Below are 22539 nucleotides of genomic sequence, written 5' to 3' on the forward strand. Positions count from 1 at the left end.
TAAAATCATCAATCAAGTTATGAATGCACACGAAATAGACTACAAGATTTACGGGGAAGAAATGCAATATGTAGAAATAGAACTAGACCCCCAAGAGGCTGTTGTGGCAGAGGCCGGCAGTTTTATGATGATGGATTCTGGGATAAGAATGGATACCATTTTTGGAGATGGTTCTAACCAAGAATCAGGCGTATTGGGTAAAATCTTTTCTGCAGGTAAGCGAATTTTAACGGGCGAAAGTCTATTTATGACCGCTTTTTTAAATGTAGAACATGGTAAAAAGCAAGTTAGTTTTGCTTCTCCGTATCCCGGTAAAATATTACCTATAGACTTGTCAGAAAAAGGCGGCAAGTTTATTTGCCAAAAAGATGCGTTTTTATGTGCCGCCAAAGGGGTTACCGTAGGTATAGAATTTTCTAAACGCTTGGGTAGAGGTTTATTTGGTGGCGAAGGATTTATAATGCAAAAATTAGAAGGAGATGGTATGGCGTTTGTACACGCTGGCGGTACTATGGCTAAAAAAGAGCTGGCTCCTGGTGAAGTATTAAAGGTAGATACGGGTTGTATTGTTGGTTTTTCGCAAACTGTAGATTACGATATTGAATTTGTAGGTGGTATTAAAAACACCGTTTTTGGTGGTGAAGGGTTGTTCTTTGCAACCTTACGTGGGCCCGGTACGGTATATATACAGTCTTTACCTTTTAGTAGATTGGCAGGTAGGGTTTGGGCAGCCGCTCCTAAAGCTGGGGGTAAATCTAAAGGCGAAGGTAGTATATTGGGTGGTCTTGGCGATTTGCTAGATGGCGATAACGGGTTTTAGTACCTTTGGTTCATGGATTTTAATCAGCTTTTTAACTTTTTAGAAGAATTACAACAAAATAATAATAAGGAGTGGATGGATGCCAATCGTAAATGGTATCAATCCCTCCGTTCTGAATTTATTGCTTGGTTAGATGAATTAAATCAAAACCTAGCTCAGCTAGACGATGATTATTATGATACGCCAGGAAAAAGAGGTATAAATCGTATCAACAATAACCTCATGTTTCATCCTACTAAACCTATTTATAAAGACCATTTTGGCGCAGGATTGGACAAAGCTCCAGAGTCTGCCGATTTTTATGTAGAAGTCGGATTAAAAAATTGTATGCTAGCCGGTGGGTTTTGGCGACCGGCACCTAAAATTCTGAAAAGTATTAGAGAAGGAATAGATTATGATGGAGAGGTGTTACAAGAAATTATTAGTACATCTTCCTTTAAAAAAACCTTTGGTAGCCTGTACGAGGATGAAAAGTTGAAAAAAGCACCCAAAGGATATACTATGGGGCATCCGCATATAGATTTACTACAGCACAAAACGTTTGCAGTGGTGCATCCAATTTCTAGGGACCTTGTAGTTTCGGCAGATTTTAAAGCACATTGTATTACGGTTTATAAGGAAATGTTGCCGTTTAGAAGATATTTAAATAAAGCTGCTTCTTTATAATTGTAAGGTGAAATACGGCAAGGTAAAAAACATAAAAACAGAACTACTTTCAGACAATTGGTATACTTTAAATAAAGTAACTTTTGATTATCAAAGAGAAGATGGTAGTTGGGAAGAACAATCTAGAGAATGTTATGATAGGGGTAACGGAGCTGCTATTTTACTATACAATTTAGACAAAAAGACGGTTATCTTAACCAGACAATTTAGAATGCCCACCTATGTAAATGGCAATGAAGATGGTTTTATGGTAGAGGTTTGCGCTGGTGTTCTGGAAAAAGGCAATGCAGAAGAGACCATTAAAATGGAGGTAGAAGAGGAAACGGGTTATCAAATTGATAATGTGGTAAAGGTGTTTGAATCATATATGTCTCCTGGTTCGGTTACTGAAATATTGCATTTTTTTATAGGGGAATACCAACCCAATATGAAGATAGGTGCTGGAGGAGGCGCAGAAGACGAAACCGAGAATATAGAAGTTATAGAGCTTCCATTTGTAGAAGCTTTAAAATGGATGGCCACGGGCAAAATCAAAGATGGCAAAACTATCATGTTACTACAATGGGCACAAATACATCAGTTGTTTAATAAGTAGAATACAATTGTTCTAATAATAAATACATTTCCTCTCTTATAGCGCTGCTGGGGCGTCTAAAATTGTTGTTCATTAAGGAAAAGTATAGCAGATTACCTTTTTTTGTACGTAAGTAACCGGCAAGATTGCTTACCCCACCCATGGAACCGGATTTGGCATAAATAAAATTAGATTCTCTATTCTGTGGCGTATTACTTATGGTACCGTTAGCATTCCATATAGGCAATAAGGAAAACAAGCGTGTACTATCCAATTCCTTATGCATTTTACCAAGTAATTGTACTACAGATGTAGGGGTAAATAGGTTATACCTAGATAAGCCAGAACCATCTACCCATAGGGGTTCTTCTAATATTCCTTGTAATCGGGTTTTTAATAGGTAATTACGCATAGCATCAAAAGACATGCTATCTGTTTGGTAAGCGGCGCTTGTAAGCATTAATTGCTCAGCTAAAAAATTATCACTCTTTCTTAGCATATACTTCAACTATCCGTTTCAATACCATTCAATAGCTTAGAAAGCGGTATAGGCTTTAAACTAAAACCAAGATTTGCCTTAGGGTGCTCTTGTTGTATGAGCGCCAATTGCAAGCTGTCTGACACAATAAAAGGTATATGTAGCGTGTCTTTTGTTGTATTTTTTTTAATGTAAAATCTATTCCTGTGCTGGTCTCTAGCAGTTTTAGTAGACTTAAAGGTTATGTTTTCTTTAAATAAAGCAGGAGCTACGGATTCTTCTCCTGTTATGGTACTTAAGCTAATTACGTTCCCGTACATGGGCATACTGGAGCGTTCAGCAGAAAAATAATAGGGATAATCTTCCCAAGCCCAACCAGGACCAAAGGGTTCAACAGTTGGGTAGTTTTTTACAATACGTATGGTATTAAATTGTTTTAAAAAAGATAAGGCGGTACTATCCTTAAAATAAGGATGTCTCCATGTGGGGTCTCCTGTACCTTTTATATAAAGTGTATCGTTTTTAATTGTATACGCTAGAGCAGGTAACTTTTTAGGTAAGCTAGTTGCTGCCGTATAAAATGTAAATAATTTAGTGGTACTTGCAGGGATAAAATAGCGTTTGTGGTTATAGGCCAATAGGGTGTCTCCGTTTTGTGCATTTACCACCAAAACTCCTGTAAACTCTTGTTTAGTTTTAGCATGGTTTAATTGAACAATAAACTTTTTGTTTTGCCGTTGAATCCTGGGGGTTGTGCAGTTTGTTAATAGTAAAACTATTAGTAAGAGACACATCAATCTAATAGTAAAATATTGATTTATAACGGATTCTATATTTTGTTTTAAATTGATTAACAGCATTTTTTCTTATAATTAACGTTTGTGATTGTTCAACAATAGTATTTTTATTTGTAAATTAATAGACGACCATTTTAACCTAAATATCGACAAAATATGCCGAGAGCAATGCTTGATTACACCAAAACTGTGCTACAGAAAGTCAGTTTTGATGCGAAGTTGTTCGCAAGAGAGCTAGAAAAAGCAATAAACCGCTTACTGCCCAATGAGGTTGAAGAATTAAAAATCTGGTTGAATACCTACATTTATGATAAGCCAGAGTTAAGACAAAGTTTAATTTATTTAAAAAAGTAATAAAAAGCCACTCATACTTGAGTGGCTTTTTTATTTTCAATACGTCTTATCATAATACTCGTGTTAAAATATTTAGATATAAATAGGATATTTCTCACAATAAATGTGTTAATTTGTTTATATTGGTTTAAGATGTTGCTTAGGAAACTGGGTGTCAATCATTTTTTATTAATGATCTAGAAACCGTCCCTTTAAGCAAGTCTTCCTCAGTTCTTGTTTAATAGATGTTATGTCGGTTTTAGATCATATGGCAAATAAGAATCCCCATACTAACAAAGTCCTAGCTAATAATGCGCCTTCATTTTTAAATGATTTATACAATAAATCCCCTTTTGGCATTGCAAAACTTGATAGCGATGGTCATTTTATGCAAGTAAATCAAAGATTCTGTACCATCACTTCGTATAAGGAAACAGATTTGCTCAGCATGCGTTTTATAGATGTTTTGGCTCCTATAGAAATAGAAGATAAATCCAATCCCATACCCTTCGGATTTAATCAAAAAGACTATGCTACCATTTGCTTAGTAACTCCGAATCAGAATAAAATAAAGGCTAAAGTACATATTAATTCTGGTGAAGAAGACGGCAAAGCCTACTATACCTTGGTAATTGTAGATTATAGTGAAAAGCAAACGGTTGTCTCTACTCTGCAATTGCCAGAGCAAAATTGGTTTGAGAGAGCTTTTAATGATGCTAATGTGGGTATGTGTTTGTGTAATGCACAAGGCGATATATTACGTGTCAACAATTGGCTTGTGGCAAATATGCAGTATACCAAAGAGGAGTTTTTACAACTTAATTTAGGTGATGTAACTCATCCAGAAGAATTGAAAATTGGACTGAAACGCTTTAAAGAAGTCCGTAATGGTTCTCGAGACTCGTATAGTTTAGAGCAGCGTGTATTTAAAAAGGATACTACTGTTTTTTGGGTAGAAGTTTATGTGTCTGCTCTGCGAGAAAACAGTGGAGCTGATGATAGATTTGCTGTAATTGTTTTAGATATATCCAAACAGAAAAAGGCTGCAGAAAAACTGAACCATAATAATATTTTTCTAAAATCGCTCATTGATAACCTTCCTATACCCATATTTTGGAAAGATAAAAACAGTGTTTATCAAGGCTGCAATTCAAAATTTGCAGAAAATGTGGGCTTAAAGAGCACAGAAGAAGCAATAGGAAAAACGGATTATGATTTTTTCTGGAATGCAGGATACAGCAAAACTTACCAGGAAAAAGATGCAATGGTCATAAACTCTGGGAGACCCATACTTAATTATGAAGAGCGCTACCAAATTCGTGGAGAAGAAGAGGAGGGTTGGGTGCTGACGAGCAAAGTACCTTTGAAAATAAATGGGGAAATAATTGGTGTTATTGGTTTTGGATTAGATATTACAGATTTTAAACAAGTAAAAAGTCAGGTTCATAAACAAAATGATTTTTTAAGGGCATTAATTGATTACCTACCCAATCAGGTTTTTTGGAAAGATGCTGAATGTGTCTACCAGGGCTGCAATGCAGAATTTGCAGCAATCGTGGGTCTAGAGCATCCAGAGCAAGTAATTGGTAAAACCGATTTTGACTTTACTAGGAATACCAAACATGCTCAAAGCTATGTGGATTGGGATAAAAAGGTAATGGCCAAGGGCGAACCTGTTCTTAATTTAGAAGAGCGTTATTTTAAAGCAGATGGCAAAGAAGGTTGGGTGTTAACTAGTAAGATTCCTCTTTGGAACCCAGAAAAGACTAAGGTTACCGGCCTTTTAGGATTTTGTGTAGATATTTCTAACATTAAAGAGATAGAGGCGGAGCTAAAACAACAGAAAGATTTTCTTAGACTATTAATAGATAATATGCCAAACCAAGTGTTTTGGAAGGATAAGGAAAGCCGTTATTTAGGTTGTAATACCAAATTTGCGCGGGAGTTTGGCCTTGCTTCTACAGATGATGTCATTGGTAAAACAGACCATGATTTGGGATTAAACAGTGAATTTGCCGATAAGTTTGTAGAAGCCGATAAAAAAGTCATAGACTCTGGTTTTCCATTATTAAATATGGAAGGTTCTTATGAAGATATTGAAGGGCAATTGCATTGGGGACTTACCAATAAATTACCATTAGTACTTAATGATGAAATTATTGGACTCCTAGGGTTCTGTGTGGATATTTCCAGTTTAAAAAGAGTACAGTCTGCTCTTGAATTTCAAAATAGAGCGTATGAAGCTCTGAACAAAAATTTAGTAAAAACCAACAACGAGCTTATTGCCGCCAAAGAAAAGGCTGAAGAGAGTAGTAGATTAAAATCTGAATTTTTGAACAATATGTCTCATGAAATTAGAACGCCCATGAATGGTATTATTGGTTTTTCTCAGCTTCTAGAGGAGGCTAATACCACAGAAGAGCGGCAAACCTACATTAATATTATACAAAATAGCAGCAAGCAGTTGCTACGTATTATAAACGACATATTAGAGATTTCCATTCTCGAGTCTAAAAAAATAAAACTACAAAGAACACACTTAAATCTAAATAGCTTTTTACTAGAACTGTATTCTGTATTTGGCTTAAAATCAAACAATTCTAAAATACAATTACAGTTAGAAATGCCCTTAGAAGATGAGGATAGTTACATTTATACAGATGGCTCCAAAATCAGAAAAATTTTAGAAAATTTGTTGGAAAATGCAATAAAATTCACCCCCCAAGGGCACGTAAAATTTGGATATTACATAAAAGACAAGGGTTTGATTATTTACGTGGAAGACACCGGTATTGGTATATTAGAAGAACACAAAGATGTCATATTTGAGCGCTTTGTACAAGGCAGGGAAAATGCAGCGGTAGATTATGGAGGTTTGGGTTTAGGCTTAGCCATTTCTATGGAAAATGCAGTGTTATTAAATGGTAATTTAGCAGTACAATCAGCAGAAGGACAGGGCTCTACTTTTCTATTGACCATACCCCTTGGAGAAGAAGACTTTAAAGGACAGACAATTGGAGATATCCCAACACCCTATGAAGACCAACTAAAACAGTTTGTAGTTCTAATTGCAGAAGACGAGGAGATAAACTATTTCTTTTTAAATACTTATATCAAGAAAATTAAAGAAGCACAGCTTACTGTTATAAGAGCTAGAGACGGGGAAGAGGCTGTAGAATTTTGTAAAGAGCATCCAGAAATAGACTTAATTCTAATGGATGTAAAAATGCCAATCATGGATGGGTTAGAAGCAACCGAAATCATCAAAAAAATGCGTCCAGATTTACCCATTGTGGTACAAACTGCTTTTTCTTTAGAAGAAGATAAAGCAAAAGCTTTTGAGGCGGGTTGTGATGGTTTCTTGTCTAAACCTATAGATAAGAACTTATTAAAAGATGTGTTACAAGAAAAATTGGGTTTCTAGTCTTTTTTAGTGTTAACAGGACTTATGATTTCTACATCTTGAAAAGCAATTGCACCGCGTACAATACCAGCAATAGTTTCTCTTAAAGCCTCTGTAATTTGCATTTTTAATTCGCTTTTATGGTAAATAAGACTAATTTCTCTTGCGGGAGAGGGTTTGGTAAAATGCCTTAGATTTTTCTTCTTAGCATCATCCAAGTCCATGGTATTTAAATAGGGCAATAAGGTCATCCCTAAACCTTCATTAGACAAGTTGATTAAAGTTTCAAAACTGCCACTTTCTATCTGGAAATGCTCTCCTACCTTGTTTTTAGGTGACTTGCACAAGTTAATTACCCCATCTCTAAAGCAATGCCCATCTTGTAGTAATAAAACATCTGCTATTTCTAAATCGGCAGTTTCTATTTCTTTTTTCTCATGTAACCGATGATTTTGAGGTATGTAACCTACAAAAGGCTCATAGTACAATGGTCTTTCCTTAATAGAGGAAACCTCTAATGGCGTGGCGGCTATAGCGGCGTCTAAATGACCGTCCTGTAGATTTTCTATAAGCGTATCGGTAGCCTGTTCTTTTATAATCAGGTTTACCTTTGGGTATTTTTTTATAAAAGTAGAAAGAAACATGGGCAATAATGTAGGCATTACAGTAGGGATTATTCCCAATACAAAATCACCTCCAATAAAGCCTTTATCTTGGTCCACAATATCTTTAATACGGTCTGCTTCTGCAACAATATTCTTTGCTTGCGCTACAATTTTAGCCCCTACCTCTGTTATGCCAATAGGCTTTTTGCTTCGGTCAAAAATTAAAATATCAAGCTCGTCTTCTAATTTCTGCACTTGCATGCTTAGCGTTGGTTGCGTTACAAAGCTTTTCTCTGCAGCTAGGGTAAAGTTGCGGTGTTCTGCAACGGCTAAAACATATTGCAATTGGGTAATGGTCATGCCTATAAATTAAAGCGATAAAGATATAAATTACATCAATTAAAACTATGTAAAAAGCCTCTAAGTATTGCGTAAATTTATATCAGAATTAAAGCGACCTTAAAACAGAAATAAACATAAAAGCACAGCAACATGAAAACAAATAAAATAGGTTTAGACCAAGAAAAATCAGTAGCACTTAGCAAAGATTTAAATACCTTACTCGCTAATTTTCAACAATACTACTTAAACCTTAGAGGGGTACACTGGAATATAAAGGGGAAACGTTTTTTTGATTTACATGAAAAGTTTGAAGAATTGTATGTGGATGCCAATTTAAAAGTTGATGAGATTGCCGAACGTATTTTAACATTGGGGGGTACACCTTTGCATACGTTTGAAGATTATACCAATGCAGCAAAAGTGCCGGTGGGTAAAAACATAACCAAGGATGTAGAAGCTGTACAATTAATCGTAGATTCCTTAAGCGAATTGTTAACTATTGAAAGAGAAATTTTAGATGCTTCTGACGATGCCAATGATGAAGGAACCAATGCAATGATGAGTGACTTGATTACCGAGCAGGAAAAAACCGTTTGGATGTTTACCGCTTGGTTATCAGAATAAGAGAGTATCGGTTTAGAAGAGAAAAGTCCCGCTAAAGAGCGGGACTTTTTTAGTTTAAAATCTTATGGTGTGGCTCACTGGTTCTTCTGCAACAGTAAAGGAAGAATCCTTAAATGTTGGTGGTCCGTACATATTTATTTCTCCTGTTGTACCATAGCTTTCTTTGGGCATACCGTTAGCTTGGAAATCCATTTTGTTATTACCGTTAGCATCATGCAATATCATAATTGCATATGTGCCTGGGGCAACGTTCTCAAAAGTGATGGTTACAGCCCCTTTTTTCGCAGCAACAGAGGACATTTTTAATCCTTGAGCTTTCATAAAAGTTTCTGCTGTATGTAAACCGGCCAAAAGGGTTCCTTCACTATTCAGCACATTTTCAATGGTTACACTTACGGTAACACCATCGGTTTGCGCTTTGCTAAAGGTTAACGTACATACAATTGCGAATAGGGACAACAAGGTTTTCATATTTTTTGTTTTAGTAGTTAATGAACAGGGTAAAACTCATTAAATTCCACTCACTATTCAATTGTGAGTTACCCAATTGTAGATTTTGCTTACCCAACTGTGCTATAACATTCTAAAACCTATATTCCATCTGAATATCGGCACGTTCATACGGAGATGGTGGCCCCTCTATTTCTACAAAACCGAGCTTCTCATATAATTTAATGGCTGGTACAAGTACACGGTTACTTTCTATAAAAATGTTCTTTGCACCTAAACTTTTGGCTTTAGCTATAATGTGTTCCCCTAATAAATACCCTACTCGTTTGCCTTGGGCTTTTGGAGTAACCCCCATCTTGGCCAATTCGTAATCAAAACGGTTGCCATCCATTTTAATCAAGGCACAAACTCCTACCACTTCTTTGTCCAATAAGGCAACAGCAATATAACCGCCTTGGTCTATTATATTTTCTTGTGGATGATCCAACGCTTTAAAATCTGATGGCTCCATTTTAAAATACTGTTCTATCCATTGCTGATTAATCGCCTTAAAAGCGGCGGCATACGCAGAGGTAAACGGGACTATTTTAAAGCTGTCATTCATCATCTATTTAATTTTTCGTATCCAATAAATAAATTGCCCAAGGCCACTTAAAAATAGAAAGCTTAAAAATTTTATTAATTTTTTCTGTTCTTTATTTTTAAATATAAGTCTGGTATAGAAAATTATGCTCCAAGCATTTATAAATAAAAGATGTATTATTAATAGATAAGTATACTTGCTTCCTATAAAACTAATGGATTCAGTGTTTTTAATCAAAAATATAGCAACTAGAGGAGACAGTGTTTTAATCCAGAAGTAAGTATTAATAACTAAAGGAAATATTCCTAAAAAACGAGAAAGGGTTTTACGATTCATCACTTTTTCATTTTATCGGCAACAGCTTTACTGGCTGCAGTATCCAATTCTTTTAATTCTGACATAATTGTAGCATGGTCTTCACTACGGGTCTGACTCATTTTGTAAGCGGCCTGTATATCTGTAATTTTAACTTTAAACCCTACCGTGCCTTTAACTTGGCGTAAGGTTTTAGAAGAAAATTTAGATAAGTCGATAGGATTTTTAGCCATTTGCTCATATTTCTCTACTAATCGATGCATCGATGCCATAGTTTCCTCCTCAGAAAGCACTTTTAGATTTCCATAAACATGTACGGCAATATAATTCCATGTGGGTACTTCCTCTTCTTTATACCATGAAGAAGAAATATAATGGTGTGGACCATTGAAAATACATAATACTTCTTTCCCGTCAACTAAAGCCTTTGCTTGCGGATTCGCCTTGGCCAAATGACTCACCAAAATGGCTTCCCCATCGTTATCTGTTTCCAATTCTAACGGAATGTGGGTACCCCATGGTTTACCTTCCACTTGGTCTATTAAGATGCCAAAGCTATTTGCTTGTATAAATGCTTTTACTTCTTCTATATTTTCATTTTGATAATAGTGTGGTATGTACATGCTGTAAAGGAGCTCATTTAATTTAACAGATTAAACATACTCTTTTTTCAATTAAGAATGCTCATACAGAGCGTTTACCTTGTTTTAGTATGAATGATAAACTACACCTAGAAAATTTTACTGGTCATGGACCTAACCATAGACGCTATTTAAGGTACTGTCTAATATTAGCCTTGTTTTTGGCTTTATGTAGCTGTAAACAAATGACCAGTTTGTCCGATGCTATTACCCAACCTTCTGCTAGAGAGGTATACGAACGCAATTATAGTTTAGAGAATAAGGCGTATGCAGCGTGGCAGAACGCATTTGCTAACGCTTTAAACGATAGTGTAATCATCAACCTGCCCTATAAACAAGTAGGCAAGTTCTCTAGTGTTGAGCCTACGGTTTTGAGTTTTTCTTTAGCGTTGAAAGAAGGAGAGCGTTTGGTAGTGTCCTTACAAACAGATAGTATCACCTCTAGTTTTTTAAGTCTATACAAATATGATGAATCAAAAAAAATGGACTTACTACTAGAAAACAAACCCAATGCATCTTCTTTGTCTTATATCATAAAGGAATCGGGCATGTACAAATTAGTACTGCAGCCCCAACTTTTTGCAAATACAGAATATACGCTGTTGATAAGGAGAAGGCCTACCTATTATTTTCCTGTTAGTGGAAAGGATAATAGCGCCGTGCAAAGCTTCTGGGGTGCACCACGAGCTGGTGGTGCCCGCCAACATGAGGGTATAGATATTTTTGCTGCTAGAGGTACGCCCGTAGTTGCCGCAACAGATGGGCGCGTAGTGAGCACACGTAATCAAGGATTGGGTGGTAAACAAGTTTGGTTGGCAGATGGGCTGTTTGGCAATCGTTTGTATTATGCGCATTTAGATAGCATTATTGCAAGTGCAGGACAAAAAGTAACTATTGGCGATACTTTGGGCTTGGTAGGGAATACGGGTAATGCAAAAACCACGGCACCCCATCTACACTTCGGCATCTATAAATCTAAAGCGGTGGACCCTTATCCTTTTGTAAAAAAGATAGAACCATTGCCAAGTTTTGAATTAAATAATCCAACAACTGGTGGAATTATTAAAGCAGCCAAAGCCAATGTGCGGCAAGGAAATTCAGTAAAATCAACTAAGCTAAAAACCTTAAAAGAACAAGATATAGTTCAAATTTTGGGGTATACTAAAAACTGGGTACATGTTAGAGACCAAAATGGAACGGCAGGTTACGTTTACAAAAATCTACTGCAATAAAAAAAAGCGGGCTGAGACCCGCTTTCATTTCAAGTGTTTTTATAGAAAAGCAATTAATTGCCTTCTGTCGTCTCTGTTTCTTCGGTAGCTGTTGCTTCCAAGATAAAGTCTTGTTGAGTTAAGTTAGCTGCGCTAATGGATACTTCTAGGGTGTCACTAGGCATGTAACCTTCTAGTTCTGCTAAAACTTTATACATTCCAGCTTCTAATCCCATAATCTTGTAATTACCTTCACTATCTGTAAAGCCCGAAGTATTTAAGGTATCTGCTGTTATAATAGAGATTTGAGCCCCCTCAAGAAGGGTAGTTTGTTCCTCCACTAAGCTGCTAACGTTACCAAATAAGGTGCCAGCAGTAGAAAGATTACTTGCTTTTATAACAGGCTTAAAATTAAATCCGTTAATACCGTTTACCGAATTAATATTGCCTTTGGCAACAAAAGAACGGCTTACATCAAAATCTAACAATAAATCGCTAGATAAACCACCATTTACGGTTAAACCTTGTTTAATAAATACTTTAATACCAGTCTGCTCGCCACTAGGAACTTTTAAATCAAACACACGGCCATCCGTAAGGACTACGTTTACTCCTTTCACATAAATACGTACCAAATCGTAGGTGCCAACAGGTACTTCAATATCGGCTAAAAGTTCGGTTGTTCCATTGGTTAAGTCTAATAAATTTACTCCAATTTCATCCTCCATTAAGGTGATAAAACCACCATCGTTTTCTTCGTCCACTTCTTCTTCATCATCTTCGCCTACCAAGCGTGCATCTACTTTAAATACGGTTACGTTGGCTTCTGCAACTAAATCATAGGGGAAAGGAGCATCAGTTAAGCTTACGGTAAGCTTTCCAGTCTCTTCGGTTGAAGTATTGCTATCATCGCTTTCACAACTAGAATACATTAAAATTGCAGCAAATGTAAAGGCGTAAAAAATACTTTTTCTCATTTCTATCGAATTAAATTATGTTTCGTTTTACGAAGAACAACCAACTCCTATTAGAACCCTACCTCATTTCGATATTTATTTACTCTATTCGATGAACTGCATCTTTTACTTCTAAATTTGGTTCCTAAACGGGTTTTAAGAAATCACCGTTCCCGGTATTAACTCCTCTACAATTTGGCCTTCTTTTTTATAGACATAATACGAATGGTTATCGGCATCTAAAGCAATAGAGGTGTGTACTTTTTCATTTATAAAGTGGATAGCAGAACGGTCGTCACAAGCGTAACCATCTGCCAAGGTACCTGCTAAAATATTAGAATGATAAAGGGGTCTTCTAGATTTCTCAGAGTTGTAATGCGGACAATGACTCTTTTCTATAAAACCTAAGCAAGAAACAATGCTCAATTCTTTGGGTCTAGAATCTGTAGTGCCGCCCAGTGTCCAACATAAAGAGCCTGCGCTGCCACCGCCCATAATAACACCCTTGTCATAAGCCTTACGCAAGGCAATATCTATACCTTGGGCTTTCCAAATGGCCATCATGTTTAAAGTATTGCCACCGCCAACAACTATGGCGTCCATTTTTGATAGTATTTCATCAAAACTCTCTTTTTGGTCGTAAGAATTAATCCAAACCCGTAGCACATGGGGAGTAACAGCTATTTGTTCGCAAACCTCGTAAAACCGTTGTATATATTCCTCATCATCTCCGCTGGCGGTAGGAATAAAACACAGGTTAGGTTTGGTTTTACCTGTGGCCTTCGCCATGTAATTTAAGAAAGGAACTGTATGTCTACCACTACCGTAAATCAATAGTTGTCTTTGCATATAAAATTATTTTCGCGGTAAGTTAAAACGAATTTTTACAATCCAGTAGGTAATTTTTACAGTTGGGTTAGTAAGCTTTAAATAGTAGATAGGGTTTATAGATTTTTGGAGCATCAATCTAAAACAACAGTCATGAAAAACTATTTAGCACTATTACTTTTCTTTATCAGCTTTGCACTTTTGGCGCAAACAACAATTACAGGTACTGTTACCGCAGGTAAATTACCGGTAGCAGGGGCCAATGTGTATTTAGAAGGTACGTATGATGGTGCTTCTACTGATGCTGCAGGTCGTTTCTCCTTTATAACTACAGAAACGGGTACACAAACGTTGGTGGTCTCAAGTATAGGTTACGATACCCATTATGAAATGGGAGAGGTTACCTATTTTCAAGAATTAAACATTGTTTTGCAAGAAGCCATTAATAGCTTAAGTGGAGTAACGCTAACAGCGGGTTCTTTTGAGGCGGGTACGGAATCTAAAGCGGCGGCATTAAAACCGCTAGATATTGTAACCACGGCAGGTGTGGCCGGAGATATAGGCTCTGCTTTGCAAACCTTGCCGGGCACCACTACAGTTAGTGAAGACGGGCGTTTGTTTGTGCGCGGCGGTAGGGCAGAAGAGACCCAAGTGTTTATAGACGGGCAGCGAGTTTTTCAACCGTTTATGGCGAGTACCAACAATGTACCCACAAGAGGCAGGTTTTCTCCTTTTCTTTTTAAAGGAGTTAGCTTTAGTACCGGCGGTTATTCTGCGGAGTATGGGCAGGCGCTTTCTGGTGTGTTGCTTATGAATACTACTGATTTACCAGACCAAGAAAAGACGGATATTTCTGTGATGAGCGTAGGTGCAGGTCTGGGACATACCGAAATTTGGGGCAATACTAGTTTAAGTTTTAATACCAGTTACATCAATTTATCGCCTTACGAAGCCTTGATACCTTCTACCAATGGAGTGCGTTGGAACAACCCGTATGAATCCATGGCTGGCGAAGCTGTTTTTAGGCATAAGGGGGAACGCAGTATGTTTAAATTCTACACGGGTTTTAACCATGCCAATTTTGATATAGACCAGGAGGACATCAATTTTGAGGAGTATGTAAATTTTAGATTGAAAAACAATAACCTGTATTTAAACGCGAATTATAAATACTTTTTTGAAAACAATTGGACGGTTTATGCCGGAGCTAGTACGGCATGGGATACCAATGCCATTACGGTTGTTGAAAATGACATAGAAACAGCAGATACTTCGCTTCATTTGAAGTTGAAAGCTTCTAAAGAATTTAGTAGCCGGTTTAAATTGAATGTGGGTTCTGAAGTGTTCCACACCAATTATGAAGAAGAATTTATGGCCAGTAATGAGTTCGATTTTACCGCTGGTTTTGACGAATTGCTTTGGAGTGGCTTTGCAGAGGCCGATGTGTTTTTTAGTAACAATTTTGCCCTAAAACTAGGGGCACGTGCAGAGTATTCTAATTTAATTGAAGCTTGGAATCTAGCCCCGCGAGCATCTTTAGCTTACAAAACGGGTCAGGATAGTCAGTTATCCTTAGCTTATGGTAATTATTATCAGAATCCATTAACCCAGTTTATCAACTACGATGCTACCCTAGATTATGAAAGAACGGCGCATTATATTCTTAATTATCAATACGCTAAAAACGGCAAAACCTTTAGGGTAGAAGGGTACTACAAGGATTATGATAATTTGGTGAAGTATGATACCCGTGAGCCACAATTCACCTCCAATTTTACCAATTTAGGAAATGGCTATGCTGCCGGTCTAGATGTATTTTACAGGGATAACAAGAGCATTAAAAACTTAGATTATTGGTTATCTTATAGCTACTTAAACACAGAACGTGATTTTCTGGATTTTACGGAGCAGGCCACACCAAATTTTGCGAATGCTCACAATTTTTCTGCCGTAGGTAAATATTGGGTCAACGATTGGCGTTCGCAAATAGGAATGTCTTATAGTTATGGTTCTGGCAGACCCTATGATAACCCTAACACACCAGAATTTTATGCCGAAAAAACTAAAGACTACCACAATCTAAGCCTTAATTGGGCCTATTTAATAGACCAGCAAAAGATTTTATTCTTCTCCGTTAACAATGTGTTGGGGACTAATAATATTGGAAACTACCAATATGCCAATACCCCAAATGCAGAAGGTGTTTACAACCGTAGGGCCATATCACCCGCTGCGGATAGTTTCTTTTTTGTAGGATTCTTTTGGACCATCAGCAGCGATAAAAAGAGCAATCAATTAGATAATTTATAAAAAGTACAATTCGGTAAGCAATTCATACAGTTGGGTAACTCCTATTGGTGTGGTTTGTTGGTTAACCCGAGTTTTACATCGTAATCAAACATAAAAACAAACAGTCATGAAAAAAACGATTTTAATTTGTCTTTTAGCTGCAACCAGTATGTTAAGTGCACAAGATAAATACACTAAGGGTATGCAAAAAGCTTTGCAAATTTGGGGAGAAGGTAAAATAACCGAAGCCTCTAATTTATTTGAACGTATTTCTATGGCAGAACAAGACAATTGGCTGCCCTACTACTATAACGCATTGGTAAATACAACCGCCTCTTTTGGCGAAACAGATGAAACCAAATTGAAACAACAATTAGAAAAAGCACAAGAATTCATAGACGTGGCCAAGAATATTTCGCCAGATAATGCAGAGCTATTGGTTTTAGAGGCCTTGACAAATACGGCCTACATTGCTTTTGATGGGGCTACCTATGGGATGACGCTTTCTGGAAAAGTAGTGCAATTGTATGAAAAGGCGGCACAGTTAGCGCCCAACAACCCTAGAGTAGTGTTTTCTAAAGCGGAGTGGGACATGGGGTCTGCCAAATATTTTGGAAAGGATACCACCCCTTATTGCAAAGATGTGGAACGGTCTTTGGAACTTTTCGCTAATTTTAAACCAGAAACCGAATTTTATCCAAACTGGGGGCTAGACAGAGCAAAAGAAGTTTTGGCCCAATGCAACAACTAGAGCATGCAAAAATTTATAAAGGAATTTTTTAAAGGAACACTCATAGGGACCGCAATTTATGTGGTCTTTATGGTTTATTTCTACTTTTTTACGGATGTAGATAAAACCCAATTATGGCGTGGAGCGTGGGCAGAATATTATGAGAATATCATTTTTTCTGTCATTATCTACATGCTCAACATTTATTGGTTTGATTATATTCTAAAGCGATTTGATAAGAAAATATGGAAAATTAAACGCTTTTCTATTGCTTTTGGAGGTAATTTAGTAGTTTCTCTTATCGCTATTTTCTTTGCAAGACTCATAAGGCTTGTAATTTTTGGAGATGAGGTTTTTATGGAGTTTCTTCTTGGGGAGCGCGTATACAACTACACCCAATCTCTAATTATCTCTTTTGTGATAAACCTCATATTTTATGGGGCCTATTATTACAAATATAGACAAGACAATAAGGTAAAAGAGCAGAAAATTATTGCGGGTACCGCATCTGCTCGTTTTGATGCGTTAAAAAATCAGTTAGACCCACACTTCTTGTTCAATAGCTTAAATGTATTGACTAGTTTAATAGAAGAAGACCCTTACCAAGCGCAGAAATTCACCACGTCCCTTTCCAAAGTATACCGCTATGTTTTGGAGCAGAAGAATAAAGATTTGGTAACGGTAGATGAGGAGCTCAACTTTGCAAGGACTTATGTTCGTTTGTTAAAAATGCGTTTTGAGGATAGCATTGTGTTTGATATTCCAGACCAGGCAACGGATCCGGACGCTAAGATTGTACCTTTAAGTTTGCAATTATTGTTAGAAAATGCAGTAAAGCATAATGTTGTTACGGCATCTAGACCATTGCATCTAAAAGTGTTTGAGGCCGGGAATAATTTGGTGGTGAGTAACAACCTACAGGCTAAGGAAGTGGTAAAAAAGAGTAGTGGGGTTGGACTGCAGAACATTAAACAACGCTATCAGATTTTAACCAATAGGGAAGTGTCTATAGAAAAAACGGAAACCGATTTTAGAGTAACCTTACCCATGCTTAACCAACAAATATCTCGTGTGGAAACCCAGGACGAATTTTTAGAGGAAAAGCGTTACGAGAAAGCAAAGGAGCGCGTAGAGGCAATAAAAGGGTTTTATGGTAATTTAACGGCTTACGTATTTGTCATCCCTTTTTTATGGTGGATAAATTACCGTACTACGAGTTTTACTTGGGCAATTTTCCCCACATTGGGCTGGGGGTTTGGGCTAGCGGCTCATGCGTTGCAGGCTTTTGGCTATCATCCTCTTTTGGGTAAGGATTGGGAAGAACGTAAAATTCGTCAGTTTATGGAAGACGAAGATTTTTAATTTTCACTCTCTTTAAATTGCACTTCATTTCTCAAATCTTCTAAATGTATTAAGGCTTCATCTGGTGTAAGGCTAACATTTAAAAGCGAAATAGCTTTTTCTATAGTGCTACAAAAATGAAATACGGCATTATCACTACCAATGCGTTGTAGTAACGTAGCAAAAGCAGTTGTAGCTGGAGTGGTAACCAATAACACCTCCTTAAAGGGTATTGTTACCTTATTATTCCTTGAGGTGCTGGTTTGTATCACAGATTTTACAACATCATCAACTTCCATTTCTGTCAGGTCAGACAATACATATCTAATATCCTTAGAAAAAGGTTCTTTTAAAATACGCTCTAAGTGTTGTTTGTAGGTATCATGGCAAGCTTTACCTGAATACTTCTGTATAAGTAATTTTTTATGAGCTATATATTGATATACTATCTTCATCTATCAATGCAATTGATTTTACTCCAAATATAAAAATCGTAAGGTTTTTCTTAATAATCACTAACTATTTTACCTGGTGCATTATTGTATAACAATTCATCATTCGTTTTCTACAATTGAGTAAGACGCTTTATGGAAAGTGGTTCTGGTAAAGGATATTTACAGTGTAATTAATCAAAACAAAAAAAACAACTATTATGGAATACCAAAACGACGCTAAGTACAGAAGAGCTAAAGAAAAAGTAGAAAGCATAAGAAGTTTTTATGGTAATTTATTTGCTTATGCATTAGTAATTCCTTTTTTAGCATATATCAATTACAGTACTACAAGTTTTCCTTGGGTAATTTTCCCTGCTTTAGGATGGGGATTGGGCCTATTAGGACACGGATTGCATGCGTTTGCTCAAAATCCTTTTTTTGGTAAAGAATGGGAAGAGCGCAAGATTGCGGAACTTATGAAGGATCATAACTTTTAATAGTTACTATCTTTAAAAAAGCAACAAAGAAATATCAAAAAACGAATAGCAAATAATATTTAACAATGGAAACAAAGTTTAATGAAAGCAAATACCAGAGGGCCAGAGATAGGGTAGATGAGCTCAAAAAGTTCTACAACAACTTAACCATATATTTAATTTTTGTGGTGTTCTTGGCGGGTATAAATTACTATACCACGGGTTTTGGATATATGTGGTTTCTGTGGGCAGCCTTTGGCTGGGGAATAGGAGTTTTCTTTCATGCACTAAAAACATTTAGGGTAAATCCATTTTTTAATAAAGATTGGGAAGAAAGAAAGATTAGAGAAATAATGGAAAAAGAAAGAGAAACAGAGAAATGGAAGTAATCATGAAAAATACCAACGATGCAAAATATCAACGTGCGCAAAAACGCGTAAAAGAGATAAAAAGTTTCTACATACACCTTGGAGTTTATGTAATTATTAATGCGTTTATTTTAGCCAATTTTTTTATCCAAAGTGGGTTTGATCAAATGCGATTTTGGGATTGGACCAACTTCTCTACACTCTTCTTTTGGGGTATAGGATTAGCTTTCCATGGCATACGTGTATTTGGAATATTTCCAATATTTGGAAGTAACTGGGAAGAACGAAAAATTCAAGAATATATGGATAGGGATAGAGCGGAAAAAGATAAGTATCTTTAAAAACTAAATAAACCAAAATAACCAAACCAAACATGAATGTACTAATCATAGAAGACGAAAAACCTGCAGCAAGAAGATTGGGTAGAATGCTGTCAGAATTACAAGTAGAAGTTGCAACCATGTTACACTCTGTAGAAGAATCTATTTTGTGGTTTAAGCAAAACCCGCATCCTGAATTAATTTTTTTAGACATTCAATTATCAGACGGATTATCTTTTGAAATTTTTGATGCAGTACATGTAAAATCTGCAGTGATTTTCACTACTGCTTATGACGAGTATGCACTACAAGCTTTTAAGCTAAATAGCATTGATTATTTGCTAAAACCAATTGATGATGAAGACTTGGAAAAAGCAGTAAAAAAATACCGTGATTTTGCACCTAAAAAGGACAAGATTTCAATTGATTTTGATGACATAAAAAAGCTCCTTGTTAACCCTCTGGAACGGGAGTATAAAAAACGATTTACCGCTAGAGTAGGACAACATTTAAAGATTATAAATGCAGATGAAGTAGAGTGCTTTTACAGTGAAAATAAAGGCACTTATGCGGCTACTACAGATGGTAGAAATTATTTGTTAGATACTACTCTAGAAAATTTGGAGGACGAAATCTCTCCTAAAACCTTTTTTCGCGTTAGCAGAAAATTCTATGTAAACATTGACCATATTAAAGACATAGTTTCTTATACTAATTCTAGGCTTCAAATAAAGCTAAAGACGTTTAAGGAACAAGATGTTATAGTTAGTAGAGAGCGTGTGAAAGACTTTAAGCTTTGGTTGGAATAAAATATTTTAATTAACTGGTATAAAATATTTTATATTGATATATAAATATTTCTTATGGTTAAAGTAAGACTTTAGAAAAGAACTTATTCCTCAATTCTATTGTCATCAAAAGCAGAAGGTAGTAATTGCGGAATCAATTTAATAAAAATGGGTAGTAAAACAGCCCCGCCAGGAAGCATGAAAATTGCTAAAGATGGTATGCTTTTAAATAAATCTAATAATTGTTGCTGCATTTTTTTACGCTCCTGTGGCGTTAAGTCTTGCTTAGTAGATTTTGCTAAAAGCTGTAAAAGTTCTTTGCTCTCTACCAGTTCTTTTTTAAGTCGCTTACTGTTTCTTAAAATAAGTTTACTTACGTTTTTGGTCATCCCATCGTAAAATTGAGATGCCATATTAAGCTCTTTTAGATAAGGTATTTTTTCTCGGTTTTCATCAAAGAAAATAAGCACATTTTTTACCGCTTCTGCAATCGTATTTTTATCCCAATTTAACCCATAGCCTACCTCATAAATAAAGTCAGATTCCTCTTGTTCTAATTTACCATCTTCCCATACAGTTAAGCAGGCAATATCTAGTAAATATTTCTTTTCAGATTCGCTAAATTTAAGACTCAATAATTCATGAAAACTATGTTCAAAATGGGTTTCATTTAAATCAACATAACTTAAAGATGCAGCTAGAATTTCTAAAAGTTTTTCATCACTCTTTCTGGTTTCTTTAGAATTTAATGCTTGGTAAGCAATGTTTATGGTAACATATTCTAATAGCTCTGCATGCGATTTTATATCAGGATTACCTCTAAGAAATTCCTTAAATATTAGAACGTCTACATATAGTAAAGAGTTAGTAAGGCTGTTGCCAAAAGCACGACTAAAGGCACTCCCGTTAAGATAGATTCTGGAGTCCAATAATTTCTCTAATTGGTCTTCTGTTTTTTTACCAATTAGGATTTTATCCAAGAAGCCAATCTGCCCAAGATTCATCAATTTATAGTATTCAAAAACCATACTGACAAAGTGAGAGAAGTCGGTTTTCTGGGTCTCGAATTTATAAGAAAAATACAGTGCTGTTAATAGATTAATTTTAGCAATTTCATCCTCTGTATAGCTATGCTCAGCCACGGCAAAAGGGGGCGGAGTTAAATGTATTCCGTATACAAATCCATTAGCTAATAAAACCTGATAAAGATGATTTTGGTCAACATACAGCTCTTGCTTTTCTTGGATTAAATGTCCAAATTTTTTAATCCAACCAGTTGCGGATGGGTTCATATTGGTGTTTGATTGCGAAGGTCAAAGTAAGAAAAAATCTACGAGCCTGTCGCTAATTAGTTATCACAGCTTATTTACAATTGTATTTTTTGTTGGGAATACTTTAACATTTAAAACCAAACCCACCCTTTTTAAACCTCGTAGGTAAGGGAAATAATCTTTAAAACATTTGATGATGAAAAAATCAATTAAAAAGGGAGTATTCTTTGGTTCGCTTGCAGTAGCAATGGCTATTGTGGTTGCAGCAGACCATATAGATGCCCCTAACAGTATGGGGACCACGGCAGATATTGCAGATTTCTATGCTTTTGAACCTACAGAAGGTTCTGATAATACCGTATTTATTGTAGACTTACAATCTAACGTAGTAGATGGTTTAGCATACGGTTCTTTTGATGAGGACGTGCTTACAGAAATTAATATTGATTTGGATGGCGATTTGGTAGAAGACCAAGTGATACAAGCCATACCAAGAGACGGTATTATGTACTTTTTTGGTCCCGTAGCACCAACAATCACAGGTATTTCTAGTGAAGTAGCAGTAGATATGCCATTGGGTATGGTAGAAATTTCTGCAGAAACTGCAATTACAGAAACTACTGCAGATGGCGTAAAATTATTCGCTGGGCCCAGACAAGATGCTTTCTTTTTTGACTTTACACAGTACAACCAAGTGGTTATGCCTAGCCCAGAAAACAATAGTGGATTTAATAATCCCGGTACAGATACCTTTGATGGCGCTAATACCATGGCACTAGTGGTAGAGATTCCTAATACAATGTTAGGAACGCCTACAGCGACTAATGTTTTAGGTTTAGAGGTGTACAAAACCTGGGTAACTACAAATAGAAAACAATAATCAACTTAAAAAAAAA

General features: G+C 36.2%; 25 protein-coding genes. 15 read left to right on the plus strand and 10 right to left on the minus strand.

What is annotated here, in order from left to right; translation table 11 throughout:
* Window positions 1–19 precede the first annotated feature (19 nt).
* The 3 genes from FBT53_RS09965 to FBT53_RS09975 are packed head-to-tail and all read left to right on the plus strand — an operon-like array spanning window position 20 to window position 2081.
* Entirely contained in the window at window positions 20–820 is an 801-nt protein-coding gene (locus FBT53_RS09965) for a TIGR00266 family protein (protein WP_136951037.1), read from the plus strand.
* A 12-nt stretch (window positions 821–832) separates the two neighbouring features.
* Window positions 833–1486 (plus strand): DUF2461 domain-containing protein, encoded by a 654-nt coding sequence (locus tag FBT53_RS09970; RefSeq protein WP_136951038.1) that lies wholly within the window; start codon window positions 833–835, stop codon window positions 1484–1486.
* 7 nt (window positions 1487–1493) lie between these two features.
* The gene (locus FBT53_RS09975) at window positions 1494–2081 is read left to right on the plus strand and encodes an NUDIX domain-containing protein (protein ID WP_136951039.1); all 588 of its coding nucleotides are present in this window, start codon (window positions 1494–1496) and stop codon (window positions 2079–2081) included.
* Here the strand turns inward: FBT53_RS09975 and FBT53_RS09980 are convergent.
* A complete protein-coding gene (locus FBT53_RS09980; protein WP_240729813.1) occupies window positions 2071–2559 on the minus strand; it encodes a D-alanyl-D-alanine carboxypeptidase in 489 nt (162 codons plus the stop codon). The genes FBT53_RS09975 and FBT53_RS09980 overlap by 11 nt on opposite strands.
* 5 nt (window positions 2560–2564) lie before the next feature.
* Entirely contained in the window at window positions 2565–3332 is a 768-nt protein-coding gene (locus FBT53_RS09985; protein ID WP_169630349.1) for a D-alanyl-D-alanine carboxypeptidase, read from the minus strand.
* A 159-nt stretch (window positions 3333–3491) separates the two neighbouring features.
* Here FBT53_RS09985 and FBT53_RS09990 point away from each other — a divergent pair, with 159 nt between their 5' ends.
* Together FBT53_RS09990 and FBT53_RS09995 are read left to right on the plus strand one after the other, a co-directional pair.
* Window positions 3492–3689 carry a hypothetical protein gene (locus FBT53_RS09990; RefSeq protein ID WP_136951042.1) on the plus strand — a complete coding sequence of 66 codons (198 nt, stop codon included), beginning with the start codon at window positions 3492–3494 and terminating at the stop codon, window positions 3687–3689.
* Between the two features lie 229 nt (window positions 3690–3918).
* A complete protein-coding gene (locus tag FBT53_RS09995) occupies window positions 3919–7092 on the plus strand; it encodes a PAS domain S-box protein (RefSeq protein WP_136951043.1) in 3174 nt (1057 codons plus the stop codon).
* Here FBT53_RS09995 and FBT53_RS10000 read toward each other — a convergent pair.
* Complete coding sequence (locus FBT53_RS10000; protein WP_136951044.1) at window positions 7089–8036, minus strand: LysR substrate-binding domain-containing protein; 948 nt, start codon at window positions 8034–8036, stop codon at window positions 7089–7091. The two genes, FBT53_RS09995 and FBT53_RS10000, sit on opposite strands and share 4 nt — an antisense overlap.
* 132 nt (window positions 8037–8168) lie before the next feature.
* On the opposite strand from FBT53_RS10000, the gene FBT53_RS10005 reads away from it, so the two are divergent.
* Window positions 8169–8642: a Dps family protein gene (locus tag FBT53_RS10005; RefSeq protein WP_136951045.1), complete on the plus strand. Its 474-nt coding sequence runs from the start codon at window positions 8169–8171 to the stop codon at window positions 8640–8642.
* A 54-nt stretch (window positions 8643–8696) separates the two neighbouring features.
* Here FBT53_RS10005 and FBT53_RS10010 read toward each other — a convergent pair whose 3' ends face one another.
* The 3 genes from FBT53_RS10010 to FBT53_RS10020 all read right to left on the minus strand — a co-directional run bounded on the left by FBT53_RS10010 (window position 8697) and on the right by FBT53_RS10020 (window position 10613).
* On the minus strand, window positions 8697–9113 hold the full coding sequence (locus tag FBT53_RS10010) for a DUF2141 domain-containing protein (protein ID WP_136951046.1): 417 nt from the start codon (window positions 9111–9113) through the stop codon (window positions 8697–8699).
* 112 nt (window positions 9114–9225) lie between these two features.
* Window positions 9226–9699 (minus strand): GNAT family N-acetyltransferase, encoded by a 474-nt coding sequence (locus tag FBT53_RS10015; RefSeq protein WP_240729807.1) that lies wholly within the window; start codon window positions 9697–9699, stop codon window positions 9226–9228.
* A gap of 311 nt (window positions 9700–10010) precedes the next feature.
* Window positions 10011–10613 carry an FMN-binding negative transcriptional regulator gene (locus tag FBT53_RS10020; protein ID WP_136951047.1) on the minus strand — a complete coding sequence of 201 codons (603 nt, stop codon included), beginning with the start codon at window positions 10611–10613 and terminating at the stop codon, window positions 10011–10013.
* 203 nt (window positions 10614–10816) lie between these two features.
* Here FBT53_RS10020 and FBT53_RS10025 point away from each other — a divergent pair, with 203 nt between their 5' ends.
* On the plus strand, window positions 10817–11863 hold the full coding sequence (locus tag FBT53_RS10025) for a M23 family metallopeptidase (RefSeq protein WP_169630350.1): 1047 nt from the start codon (window positions 10817–10819) through the stop codon (window positions 11861–11863).
* Window positions 11864–11916: 53 nt separating this feature from the next.
* Here the strand turns inward: FBT53_RS10025 and FBT53_RS10030 are convergent, their stop codons facing one another.
* Both FBT53_RS10030 and FBT53_RS10035 read right to left on the minus strand, forming a co-directional pair.
* Window positions 11917–12819, minus strand: a complete 903-nt coding sequence (locus tag FBT53_RS10030; RefSeq protein WP_136951049.1) for a DUF4382 domain-containing protein — start codon at window positions 12817–12819, stop codon at window positions 11917–11919.
* A gap of 135 nt (window positions 12820–12954) precedes the next feature.
* Window positions 12955–13647 carry a peptidase E gene (locus tag FBT53_RS10035; RefSeq protein WP_136951050.1) on the minus strand — a complete coding sequence of 231 codons (693 nt, stop codon included), beginning with the start codon at window positions 13645–13647 and terminating at the stop codon, window positions 12955–12957.
* 132 nt (window positions 13648–13779) lie between these two features.
* Here FBT53_RS10035 and FBT53_RS10040 point away from each other — a divergent pair, with 132 nt between their 5' ends.
* The 3 genes from FBT53_RS10040 to FBT53_RS10050 all read left to right on the plus strand — a co-directional run bounded on the left by FBT53_RS10040 (window position 13780) and on the right by FBT53_RS10050 (window position 18007).
* Window positions 13780–15936, plus strand: a complete 2157-nt coding sequence (locus tag FBT53_RS10040) for a TonB-dependent receptor (RefSeq protein WP_136951051.1) — start codon at window positions 13780–13782, stop codon at window positions 15934–15936.
* Between the two features lie 106 nt (window positions 15937–16042).
* Window positions 16043–16666, plus strand: coding sequence for a hypothetical protein (locus FBT53_RS10045; RefSeq protein ID WP_136951052.1), 624 nt, complete (start codon window positions 16043–16045; stop codon window positions 16664–16666).
* A 3-nt stretch (window positions 16667–16669) separates the two neighbouring features.
* Window positions 16670–18007 carry a 2TM domain-containing protein gene (locus FBT53_RS10050; protein WP_136951053.1) on the plus strand — a complete coding sequence of 446 codons (1338 nt, stop codon included), beginning with the start codon at window positions 16670–16672 and terminating at the stop codon, window positions 18005–18007.
* Here FBT53_RS10050 and FBT53_RS10055 read toward each other — a convergent pair.
* Window positions 18004–18441: a hypothetical protein gene (locus tag FBT53_RS10055; protein ID WP_136951054.1), complete on the minus strand. Its 438-nt coding sequence runs from the start codon at window positions 18439–18441 to the stop codon at window positions 18004–18006. The two genes, FBT53_RS10050 and FBT53_RS10055, sit on opposite strands and share 4 nt — an antisense overlap.
* Window positions 18442–18638: 197 nt before the next feature.
* On the opposite strand from FBT53_RS10055, the gene FBT53_RS10060 reads away from it, so the two are divergent.
* The 4 genes from FBT53_RS10060 (at window position 18639) to FBT53_RS10075 (ending at window position 20393) form a co-directional block, all read left to right on the plus strand.
* A complete protein-coding gene (locus tag FBT53_RS10060) occupies window positions 18639–18917 on the plus strand; it encodes a 2TM domain-containing protein (RefSeq protein ID WP_136951055.1) in 279 nt (92 codons plus the stop codon).
* Window positions 18918–18982: 65 nt separating this feature from the next.
* On the plus strand, window positions 18983–19285 hold the full coding sequence (locus FBT53_RS10065) for a 2TM domain-containing protein (RefSeq protein WP_136951056.1): 303 nt from the start codon (window positions 18983–18985) through the stop codon (window positions 19283–19285).
* A gap of 2 nt (window positions 19286–19287) precedes the next feature.
* A complete protein-coding gene (locus FBT53_RS10070; RefSeq protein WP_240729808.1) occupies window positions 19288–19605 on the plus strand; it encodes a 2TM domain-containing protein in 318 nt (105 codons plus the stop codon).
* 32 nt (window positions 19606–19637) lie between these two features.
* On the plus strand, window positions 19638–20393 hold the full coding sequence (locus tag FBT53_RS10075; protein WP_136951058.1) for a LytTR family DNA-binding domain-containing protein: 756 nt from the start codon (window positions 19638–19640) through the stop codon (window positions 20391–20393).
* A gap of 83 nt (window positions 20394–20476) precedes the next feature.
* Here FBT53_RS10075 and FBT53_RS10080 read toward each other — a convergent pair whose 3' ends face one another.
* Entirely contained in the window at window positions 20477–21664 is a 1188-nt protein-coding gene (locus FBT53_RS10080; RefSeq protein ID WP_136951059.1) for an LETM1-related biofilm-associated protein, read from the minus strand.
* A 175-nt stretch (window positions 21665–21839) separates the two neighbouring features.
* Between FBT53_RS10080 and FBT53_RS10085 the strand changes: the two genes are divergently transcribed.
* Window positions 21840–22523 carry a DUF4331 family protein gene (locus FBT53_RS10085; RefSeq protein ID WP_136951060.1) on the plus strand — a complete coding sequence of 228 codons (684 nt, stop codon included), beginning with the start codon at window positions 21840–21842 and terminating at the stop codon, window positions 22521–22523.
* Window positions 22524–22539 lie beyond the last annotated feature (16 nt).

This window comes from Flavobacterium sp. ASW18X (assembly GCF_005144745.1).
Classification (GTDB): Bacteria; Bacteroidota; Bacteroidia; order Flavobacteriales; family Flavobacteriaceae; genus Croceivirga.

Excerpts from the sequence above, each read along its gene's own strand:
- FBT53_RS09965 (WP_136951037.1), top strand. The coding sequence starts at position 20 with ATGAATGCACACGAAATAGACTACAAGATTTACGGGGAAGAAATGCAA.
- FBT53_RS09970 (WP_136951038.1), top strand. The coding sequence starts at position 833 with ATGGATTTTAATCAGCTTTTTAACTTTTTAGAAGAATTACAACAAAAT.
- FBT53_RS09980 (WP_240729813.1), bottom strand. The coding sequence starts at position 2,559 with ATGCTAAGAAAGAGTGATAATTTTTTAGCTGAGCAATTAATGCTTACA.
- FBT53_RS09985 (WP_169630349.1), bottom strand. The coding sequence starts at position 3,332 with ATGTGTCTCTTACTAATAGTTTTACTATTAACAAACTGCACAACCCCC.
- FBT53_RS09990 (WP_136951042.1), top strand. The coding sequence starts at position 3,492 with ATGCCGAGAGCAATGCTTGATTACACCAAAACTGTGCTACAGAAAGTC.
- FBT53_RS09995 (WP_136951043.1), top strand. The coding sequence starts at position 3,919 with ATGTCGGTTTTAGATCATATGGCAAATAAGAATCCCCATACTAACAAA.
- FBT53_RS10000 (WP_136951044.1), bottom strand. The coding sequence starts at position 8,036 with ATGACCATTACCCAATTGCAATATGTTTTAGCCGTTGCAGAACACCGC.
- FBT53_RS10005 (WP_136951045.1), top strand. The coding sequence starts at position 8,169 with ATGAAAACAAATAAAATAGGTTTAGACCAAGAAAAATCAGTAGCACTT.
- FBT53_RS10010 (WP_136951046.1), bottom strand. The coding sequence starts at position 9,113 with ATGAAAACCTTGTTGTCCCTATTCGCAATTGTATGTACGTTAACCTTT.
- FBT53_RS10015 (WP_240729807.1), bottom strand. The coding sequence starts at position 9,699 with ATGATGAATGACAGCTTTAAAATAGTCCCGTTTACCTCTGCGTATGCC.
- FBT53_RS10020 (WP_136951047.1), bottom strand. The coding sequence starts at position 10,613 with ATGTACATACCACACTATTATCAAAATGAAAATATAGAAGAAGTAAAA.
- FBT53_RS10025 (WP_169630350.1), top strand. The coding sequence starts at position 10,817 with ATGACCAGTTTGTCCGATGCTATTACCCAACCTTCTGCTAGAGAGGTA.
- FBT53_RS10030 (WP_136951049.1), bottom strand. The coding sequence starts at position 12,819 with ATGAGAAAAAGTATTTTTTACGCCTTTACATTTGCTGCAATTTTAATG.
- FBT53_RS10035 (WP_136951050.1), bottom strand. The coding sequence starts at position 13,647 with ATGCAAAGACAACTATTGATTTACGGTAGTGGTAGACATACAGTTCCT.
- FBT53_RS10040 (WP_136951051.1), top strand. The coding sequence starts at position 13,780 with ATGAAAAACTATTTAGCACTATTACTTTTCTTTATCAGCTTTGCACTT.
- FBT53_RS10045 (WP_136951052.1), top strand. The coding sequence starts at position 16,043 with ATGAAAAAAACGATTTTAATTTGTCTTTTAGCTGCAACCAGTATGTTA.
- FBT53_RS10050 (WP_136951053.1), top strand. The coding sequence starts at position 16,670 with ATGCAAAAATTTATAAAGGAATTTTTTAAAGGAACACTCATAGGGACC.
- FBT53_RS10055 (WP_136951054.1), bottom strand. The coding sequence starts at position 18,441 with ATGAAGATAGTATATCAATATATAGCTCATAAAAAATTACTTATACAG.
- FBT53_RS10060 (WP_136951055.1), top strand. The coding sequence starts at position 18,639 with ATGGAATACCAAAACGACGCTAAGTACAGAAGAGCTAAAGAAAAAGTA.
- FBT53_RS10065 (WP_136951056.1), top strand. The coding sequence starts at position 18,983 with ATGGAAACAAAGTTTAATGAAAGCAAATACCAGAGGGCCAGAGATAGG.
- FBT53_RS10070 (WP_240729808.1), top strand. The coding sequence starts at position 19,288 with ATGAAAAATACCAACGATGCAAAATATCAACGTGCGCAAAAACGCGTA.
- FBT53_RS10075 (WP_136951058.1), top strand. The coding sequence starts at position 19,638 with ATGAATGTACTAATCATAGAAGACGAAAAACCTGCAGCAAGAAGATTG.
- FBT53_RS10080 (WP_136951059.1), bottom strand. The coding sequence starts at position 21,664 with ATGAACCCATCCGCAACTGGTTGGATTAAAAAATTTGGACATTTAATC.
- FBT53_RS10085 (WP_136951060.1), top strand. The coding sequence starts at position 21,840 with ATGAAAAAATCAATTAAAAAGGGAGTATTCTTTGGTTCGCTTGCAGTA.